The organism is Rhodococcus sp. Q1 (genome assembly GCF_004153645.1).
Classification (GTDB): domain Bacteria; phylum Actinomycetota; class Actinomycetes; order Mycobacteriales; family Mycobacteriaceae; genus Rhodococcus; species Rhodococcus gordoniae.
In genome coordinates this window covers 60604-68329 of record NZ_SDMJ01000013.1, presented here as the reverse complement: position 1 = coordinate 68329, position 7726 = coordinate 60604, and the positions used below count along the sequence as shown (strand labels likewise).

Annotated in this window: 8 protein-coding genes; 6 read left to right on the top strand and 2 right to left on the bottom strand. The window is 65.3% G+C overall.

Going from position 1 to position 7726, the window contains the following annotated elements:
- Positions 1–258 precede the first annotated feature (258 nt).
- Positions 259–645: a hypothetical protein gene (locus EQ874_RS22060; protein WP_129978197.1), complete on the bottom strand. Its 387-nt coding sequence runs from the start codon at positions 643–645 to the stop codon at positions 259–261.
- 294 nt (positions 646–939) lie between these two features.
- The gene (locus tag EQ874_RS22055; protein ID WP_129978196.1) at positions 940–2178 is read right to left on the bottom strand and encodes an MFS transporter; all 1239 of its coding nucleotides are present in this window, start codon (positions 2176–2178) and stop codon (positions 940–942) included.
- 98 nt (positions 2179–2276) lie between these two features.
- Between EQ874_RS22055 and EQ874_RS22050 the strand changes: the two genes are divergently transcribed.
- From EQ874_RS22050 to EQ874_RS22025, 6 genes are all read left to right on the top strand, one after another.
- Positions 2277–2897 (top strand): CGNR zinc finger domain-containing protein, encoded by a 621-nt coding sequence (locus tag EQ874_RS22050; RefSeq protein ID WP_242496891.1) that lies wholly within the window; start codon positions 2277–2279, stop codon positions 2895–2897.
- A 960-nt stretch (positions 2898–3857) separates the two neighbouring features.
- Entirely contained in the window at positions 3858–4049 is a 192-nt protein-coding gene (locus EQ874_RS22045) for a hypothetical protein (protein ID WP_129978195.1), read from the top strand.
- Between the two features lie 127 nt (positions 4050–4176).
- On the top strand, positions 4177–4446 hold the full coding sequence (locus EQ874_RS22040) for a hypothetical protein (RefSeq protein ID WP_064257732.1): 270 nt from the start codon (positions 4177–4179) through the stop codon (positions 4444–4446).
- A gap of 240 nt (positions 4447–4686) precedes the next feature.
- Positions 4687–5142, top strand: a complete 456-nt coding sequence (locus EQ874_RS22035; protein WP_129978194.1) for a hypothetical protein — start codon at positions 4687–4689, stop codon at positions 5140–5142.
- A complete protein-coding gene (locus EQ874_RS22030; protein ID WP_129978193.1) occupies positions 5142–6011 on the top strand; it encodes a zeta toxin family protein in 870 nt (289 codons plus the stop codon). The genes EQ874_RS22035 and EQ874_RS22030 overlap by 1 nt, the downstream gene beginning before the upstream one ends.
- 287 nt (positions 6012–6298) lie before the next feature.
- Positions 6299–6856, top strand: coding sequence for a hypothetical protein (locus tag EQ874_RS22025; protein WP_129978192.1), 558 nt, complete (start codon positions 6299–6301; stop codon positions 6854–6856).
- The last annotated feature ends 870 nt before the right edge of the window (positions 6857–7726 follow it).

Below are 7726 nucleotides of genomic sequence, written 5' to 3'. Positions count from 1 at the left end.
CCGTTACACAGCGGTGGTGCGTATCGCTGCGATCAATATGTGGTTGCGGAGCGCTTGCTTATGAAACAGGGCCTAGCAGACCTCACGGACCTCGTGAGATGTGGAGGGACCGCTTCGTGCAGGCCGGACCGCAGTTACACCTGCGATTGCAGCACCGGCCGTTGCATCGGACCAAATAGTTCCCGGTGGCGATGTCGTCCACCACACCGCAGGGCGGCATGTCATTAGTGCAGCGCGGGGACATACCGTCGGGCCAGGTCAACGCGTATGTCTCCGGTCTGCTCCGGAATCCGGTTCAGGCGTCGGGGTGATCGTCGTGTGCGGTGCGCTTGGTGGCGCCGGCACCTGCTGTGACCGCTGAGACGGCCGCAGGCTCGAAGGACAGGATCGCCAGGCCCGAAATCTTGAGTCGTGGACGGACCTCGTGGTGCCGGGCTCGGCGTCGGGGTGGGCCAGATCGCGCACCCGCACATCGAGGAAGCGGGCCAGCGCGACGGTCTGCTCCCAACTCGGATATTCGACGCCCGCCTCCCAGCGGTCGACCGCCTCCCAGCGGTCGACCGCCGGCTCTTCGGTCGGACACGCGGCATCGACCTTGGGACCGAAGTGGCCTCCCAGTGACATCTGCGGCAATCGAGTACGCATGGCCCGTTCCATGAGAACCGACCGCACAACTGGCACAGGGAACGTTCGTTGACACCTGCCCGGAGGTACACAGGGCACCCTCGAGGTCGGGTTGGTGGCCCCGCCTGTCGCTCCGGGACAACGATAAAACGTTGTATGTGCAAGTGCCGTATGTGCAAGTGCTTCCCGAAATCGATCGTTCATTGGCGGATTGCAGCATTCATCGAGGCGGTCGGTGACAGTCGAACCTCGAGGCCCGCACCGACTGTGGCGATCCAAGGCACAGTCGGTGCGGGCCGAATCGATGATGGGAGCTCAGCTCGGCTGCATCGCCGGCTGCGGTGCTGCTACTCGCTGCTCTCGAATGAGCCAGGTCAGGACGGTTGACACGAGCAGGACTGCAGCGCCGCTGAGGAAAGAGATGCCGTAACTGCCGGTGGCATCATGGAGCACGCCACCCATCAGCACACCGAGCGCAGCGAACAGTTGATGGATCAGCCAGGTCGAGCCGAGAATCCCGCCCATGGCGGTGCCACCGAAGCGATCCGCGATCAATCCTGTGGTCAGCGGGATCACGGGGAACGAGGACAGTCCGAAAAGAACGACGGCAACGGTGAGGAGCTGTCCGGTGCCGGCGAAAGCCAACACGAGGAAGCTCACGATGCGTACGAGATGCAATGCCAGCAGGGGACGGCGCTTGCCCCACCGTTTGGCGGCCCATTGACCGGTAGCCCACATCGAGGCAGCACTGCACACTGCGACGAGCGCCATCAGCCATCCGGCGGTATAGGTCCCGAGCCCCAGCTCCACCGCGAGTTTCGGCATGTGGGTGGTGAACATGTAGAGCGAATAACCGCATCCCGCGAAGCTGAGGCCGATCAGCCAGAACTGAGGATCTTTCAGTGCTTGATGAAGGCTGGTTGCAGCGAGCGTCGGAACGGGAGTCTTCTCCGTTTCCAGTCCCACCTCGCCGGGGCCATTCCGGGCGCCGAACCAGATGACCGGAACGACGATGGCGAGCATCACACAGCCGAGGATCGCGAAGGCGGTTTGCCATCCGAACGTGGAGATCAGGACTCCTGCGAGCGGAAGTAGCAGTAGTTGGCCGGCGTTGATGCCCATCGAGCTGATCGCCAGTGCCTGGGGGCGGCGGCGTACGTGCCATCGCGTCACCAGGACCGATGCGGGCATCGAGCTGCAGCCGGCGAATCCGATCGCGACGATGATTCCGAAGAGCAGGACGAACTGCCAGAATTCGGTGATGGCCGCGAGAAGAAGGTAAGCCAGGCCCATCAGCGCGGCGCTGGCGGTCATCACCGTTCGTGGACCCGACCGGTCGATGAGCCGGCCCATGACCGGCTGGGCCAGCCCCCACATGAGGGTGCTCGCTGCGACGGTGCCGCTCGTGGCTGCGAGCGACCACCCGAAGTGCCCCATCAAGGGCGGGATGAATTGGCCGATTGCCAGATTCAGCCCGAAGGCGCCGGTCAGCGATATGAACGCCACTGCGGTGATGCGTGCGCCCCAGCTGCTGTGCAGTACGGACCTGTCCATGAATCCCCCCTAAGCTAATGGATGTGCGTTGTTTGACCGTTAGTTAGGTATCGCAGCACGAGATCTAACGCAAGTCAAACGGGGATACCATTAGTTCTATGACGCGACAGCCCCATCCCTCCCCGACTGCACCTCTGAGCGGAGAACCCCTCGCCCTGGAATTGGTGAACACCACCTACATCGACGGAGGACTCCGGGGGCATCGAGTCGACGCACTGACCACCACGGACCAGCTCACCGCCTGGGCGAGCGAACATGCCGGTCAGTTCAGTGATGAACTACCCGCGGTTCTCGTGGAACGAGCCTGCACCCCGCGCACCCACGAACAGTTCCTCTCGCTGCGCGAGGCGCTACGCAGCTGCCTGCAGTCCGTTGTCGAGCACGCAGTACCCAACGGCGACTCCCTCGCGGTCATCAACGGATTCAGCCGCTACAGCGCATCTCGCCTGGAAATCTCACCCGGGAACCCTGTAGTGGTGATGCGGCGGTGGCAGGTCGACGATCCGTGGTTGATCGCGCTCGGCGAAGTCGCGTCCGACGCGTGCCGACTGCTGATGCCGGATCTGATCGGCCAGGTGCGGGCATGCCCCGCGCCGGGATGCATCCTCTTCTTCGTCAAGTCCCATCCTCGGCGAGAGTGGTGCTCACCGGTGTGCGGGAACCGCGCCCGGGTCGCACGGCATGCCCGTGCCGGTAGGACGGCGCCAGGGACGGCCTGACTTTCTCGTCGCCGGTCTCGCGCCGGCGACAACTCCGGCCAGCGGCACCATCAGGTCCACCGACCCACCCCGGACCACAGCTCGCCGGCACCGCGATGCGTCAGCAGGGCGTGTGCACCATCGCGGGGAGTCGTCAATGGTTCGTGTCGGACACTGTGATGCTCTCGAGTGACGTCGTTACCGTTGGGACGATCCCTCCGCTGCGGCGCACACCTCCGAGAACTCGCAGATTCGCCATCGCAACGGGGCCGAGGCGGTCCACACTTCGTGCCATCCTCCCCGGTGCGCGCACAGCCAGTCGTTCGGTTCATGCGAATACGCCGGGAGTCAGCTCGAGCGCATCATAAAAAGGGGGTGAATGCAAGCGACGGACCTCGAATAGCTCACGTTCACCCAGGCCCGGGTGGCGCCGGGATCAGTTCTGGTCTCGGTCTGCTGGGAATCTCGACATCGTCGAGCGAGAAGTCTCGATCCCAACCTCGGAAGGCATCGAAACCGGCCAGGTCTGAGCCCAACGCCATCGAGGTGGTGCAGGGGACGGTGGCGATCGTCAAGAGGGCCGCCTGGGGGTACCGGTCTGACCCGTGCTGGGCTCGCCCAGGCAGCCACCGGAGGCGACTATTTCGACAGCGGCTGGACCGAGTCGACCATCGATCTTGGCGTCGAGGGCCACGTTCTGATTCTCGAGACCGGCAAGTAGACCGGCTCTTTCCTGCGGCGAAGTGCCGTGCCCGAGGGGTACGCACGTACCCCCCATCCTCGCATCCGGCGATCGGAACCGTCGAAGGGTGGGTGTGGCACGTGCCGCGGCACGGCATTTCGCGCCGCTGCTCCTCACGCGTCTGGTGCACCGGCACCCGTGGTCGGGGATGCCACTGCGCCCCGGCGGGGAGATGGCCGAAGCACGCGCGTCGTGCGATCGCGGCGAGTGGGGCAGTGGGATGTGCTGTGCTGGTGGCCATGACAGCACCCCGTAAGACCGAGGCCGCCGCCCGCGCGGCTGTCGCGCAGATGGAACCGATCATGGCTATCGAATGCCGGCAGATGAGCGATGGGGACAAGGACCTGCTCGTCGATCTGATCCGCGGGGTGATCACCCCCAGCGAGGCCGCGGTCATCATCGCCCGCGAGGCGGGCTACGAGCTCGACTGAGCCCCCGCCCCTGTCGCTCTCACACCCACCGGTGTCGGTGTTGGTGTCTACGGTCGCAGCGCGCACAGCTCGCGCGTGCGGCCACAGACGAAACGGCCGCACCACGACACAGGAGGGGGAGTGGTCGATGCTCGACGACGAGGACCGCGGCTATCGGGACGGCCGCCGCGCGGGGGCGCGGTTCGCGCGCAACCCGACACGCGAGCCGAAAGATCCGGCGATCCCGCGGTGGGTGAGCGATCCGCATGTCTACCTGCGCTTCTGGCAGGAAGGCTGGGTGCAAGGCATGTCCGATCCGGCCGGCACCCGGCTGCGGCATCCCCGCAGCCGACCCGAATCTGCACCACCGCACCGGTATCGTCCGCGACCGAGCAGTCCCCATGTGAAGGAGACCTGAACCGTGCCGCGAAGTGTCATCGACAACCGGCTGCGTACCGCGGTACTGATAGGGACTGGACCGAAGATTCTCAACAAGTTCGTGAGAGTAGGCACTGACACGATCCCCAGCCGCTGAGCCCGGTGGGGTTCTCGGGCGAAGGCCCCTTGCGGATGCTCGGTGTGGACGGGTTCGTCGTGACCACGCTGTCTGTCACCGTTAGTGATACCATTTGGTATATGTCCAGTTGAGGTGGTGAATATGATGTCGGTGGCGTTCGAGAACGATATCGAGCGGCAATTGCGTGCGATCTCCCCGCGCGCCGAGCTTGCGCAGCTCGAGAAGATCCGCGCGGTGCTCGCTGCGGTCGAGGCCGGATGGTCGCAGCGTCAGATCGCCCGCCGTGTCGGGGTGGAGCAGCCCGAGATCAGCCGACTGCTGAAGAAGGCTCGTCTGCGGCCGGATGTCCGCGAGCGCACCCCTCGTGAGGTGCTGCTGCGGTACGCGGTCGGTGAGCTCGATCACGAGCAGATGATGGACGAGCTCGAGCACTGGGACTACACCTTCGGTGGCCCGCCCGAGGGCGACCCGAATGCCGACGTCTATGTGCGGGGGAGCTGGGATCAGATCGAACGCGCGGGGGATCTGCTCTCCGATACCGACTATCAGCGCTTGTTCGAGGTCACCGCGGCGCGGCGGGCGGCGAGCCGCCACTAGTGGAACAACTGTGCGTCAAGACCCATACCGTTCTCGACTCGTGGTGCGCCCCGGGCGGGATACTCGACGCCGGTGGTGACCGGGCGTCCTATCGCCTGTACGCCGACGACCCACGCCGCCGCCGCACCAAGGACGCGATCGTCGAGGCGTATCTGGCCGAACAGGACGGCATCGAGCACGGTGGCCGGTGCGCGATCGTCACCGCCGGTGTTCCCGGCGCCGGTAAGTCCACCGCGATCGAATCCCGCGGTCTGGCAGGACACGGCTGGCGTGTCCTCGATGCGGATCGGATCAAAGATCATCTGATCGGTGACGGGCTCGGCCGCGGCGTCTACGACGATCTGCTCGGCATGGTCTTGCCGGACGGGCGCCGGTTGCGTCCACGGGAGTTGGCCACGCTCGTGCACCGCGAATCCACCGAGATTCTCGACGTGGCACGGGAACGCTGTATCAGGGCGGGGGAGAACATCGTCATCGAAGGCACTTTCCGCTGGGACGGTCTCGGCGCGCAGTTGCTCACCGAACTCGGCGGGGCCGGCTATACGGATCTGACCATCGTCGATGTGGAAGTCACCTGCGACACCGCCCTTCATCGCGCGCAGGACAGATGGTGGACCGGTCGCATCGACCCGGACAACGACCTCGGTGGCCGTTTCACTCCGACCTCGGCGATCACGGATCTGTATCCGGACGGGTCGACGCGGTCGATCTGTGCGCGCAATGCGCGGGCGGCGTTCGAGCATCCGCTCTCGGCGGTGATCGAGTCGATGACGTTGTTCGTCGACGATCACACGACCGGCACGCATGTGGAGTCGACGGTGACCAAACACAACGGCGTCGTCAACTACGATTCGCACACCGCGCCGTAGCCGTCCGGGCCTCCGCAGTGCTACACCGGATGCGCTGGTCGCCGAGTTCCAGTTCCATACCGGCGCCTCGCAGCAGGTCACGGACGACACCCACGTCAACTACGAGCGCGCCCGCGACACTAGCGTTCCCGCCACCGAGCGGGCCGCGTTGATCGAGAAGGTGACCGCCCGCTGGGCGCAGGTCCCCACCCCACCCGGGCTCACGGCACTGTCCGAGCTCGGCGGGGTTGCCCGGTCACGCCGAAGAACTACGCACCACGGAAGATGAATCTCGGAAGGGACACGTGATGAGCCTCTACACCGTCAGTTACCTCGGTCAGGATCAGTGGCTGGCCTACGAGGACACGCAGGCCGCCCGGATCTACGCGTATGTCCCGAACCTGGGCCGGTTCGTGCTGCACCGTCAGCTCGGCCAGGACTTCTACTGGGACAACGAACTCGACTGGATCCCGGTCGACGCCGCGACCGGCCACGGCATTGTTGAGGCCGGGCAACTCGGCAAGCTCGACGGTCGCCGGCACCGGGATCTGCTCGACGAGCTGACCGCCGAACCCGACCACAAGACGCTGGCCGAGGTGTTCGGTGCCCAGCCGGTGCCTGAGCGGACACCGACGGCACAGGAGTTCGCTGCGGCGAAGGTCAGTACCCTGACTCGAACCGCGCCGGGAACATGGGTGACCTACAAGGTCTACGCCCGCGACAAGCGCCGGTTGGCGAGCGTCGCCGCCCGGGATCTGCGTACCGGCAAGATCGCTGCGGTCCGCAAATCTGGTTTGCGCATCGACTCTCGGATCACCGCTACCGCTGATGGTCGACTCGCGGTGGAGATCGCCCGTACCGCCTGAACAAAAGGTCGTCCCGGCTGGGAAGAACGACACCGCCCACCCCCCGCGGTGAGGGGAAGGGGTGCGGTAGGGATCCGCGCCTGCCGTGGGGCCGATACGTACTCTCACGCGGGCATCTACGGAAGGGCCGGATGGAACTAGAACTGTCCTCTGCGAGCAGGGCCGCGTAACGGCATCGCCGCGTATGCTTCACGGGCCGTCCGAACCGCCGAACACGAGGCGGGGTGTCCCGACGACCGGTTCGTGCGGATGAAGCTGTTGTTGCAGGGATGCGAGCGCGGCGTCGTCGAGAATTGAACCGACGTGGGGTGGGGATGCCCCGACGCCGGACCCGAAACAGATAGCGCCTGCGCACAACCGCGAAGCTTCGCGGTTGGTGTAAGGAGCGTTATCGGCTGGACGGATAACCATTCGCGCAGCTCGACCGGTGGCGTCGGCGCATCTGCCGTAGTCGAGTGATGTTGAGGTTGTCGCCAGAGGTGCTGCGGGACGGGAGGGCGATGTTCCGTGGCGTCTTCCTGCGGGTGACCAGCAGCGGAGATTCGACGCCTGGTACCAGCGCGTCGCTGCGCTGCGACTTGGATGCGAATGTCCAGCCAGACGGCCGCCACGCCCCGATTCACTCATGGCATAAGCTTTGAGCTCCCCATCTGAATTGCATTCGGAGTGCTACTCGCAACGTCGACCTCGGCATGCGGATGGGGCTCGTCACCGGCGCAGTACTCGGACAACCCGGAGGCGACCGACTGGAGCAGGCATCCGACGAAGACTTGCGCGAGGAATGCGAGAGAAGGGGGCAGCCGGGTTGTTGCCGGACTGTGAGGGCGAGTACGCAACTCTGCCGCCAGGAATACATGATGCGACTCTGTC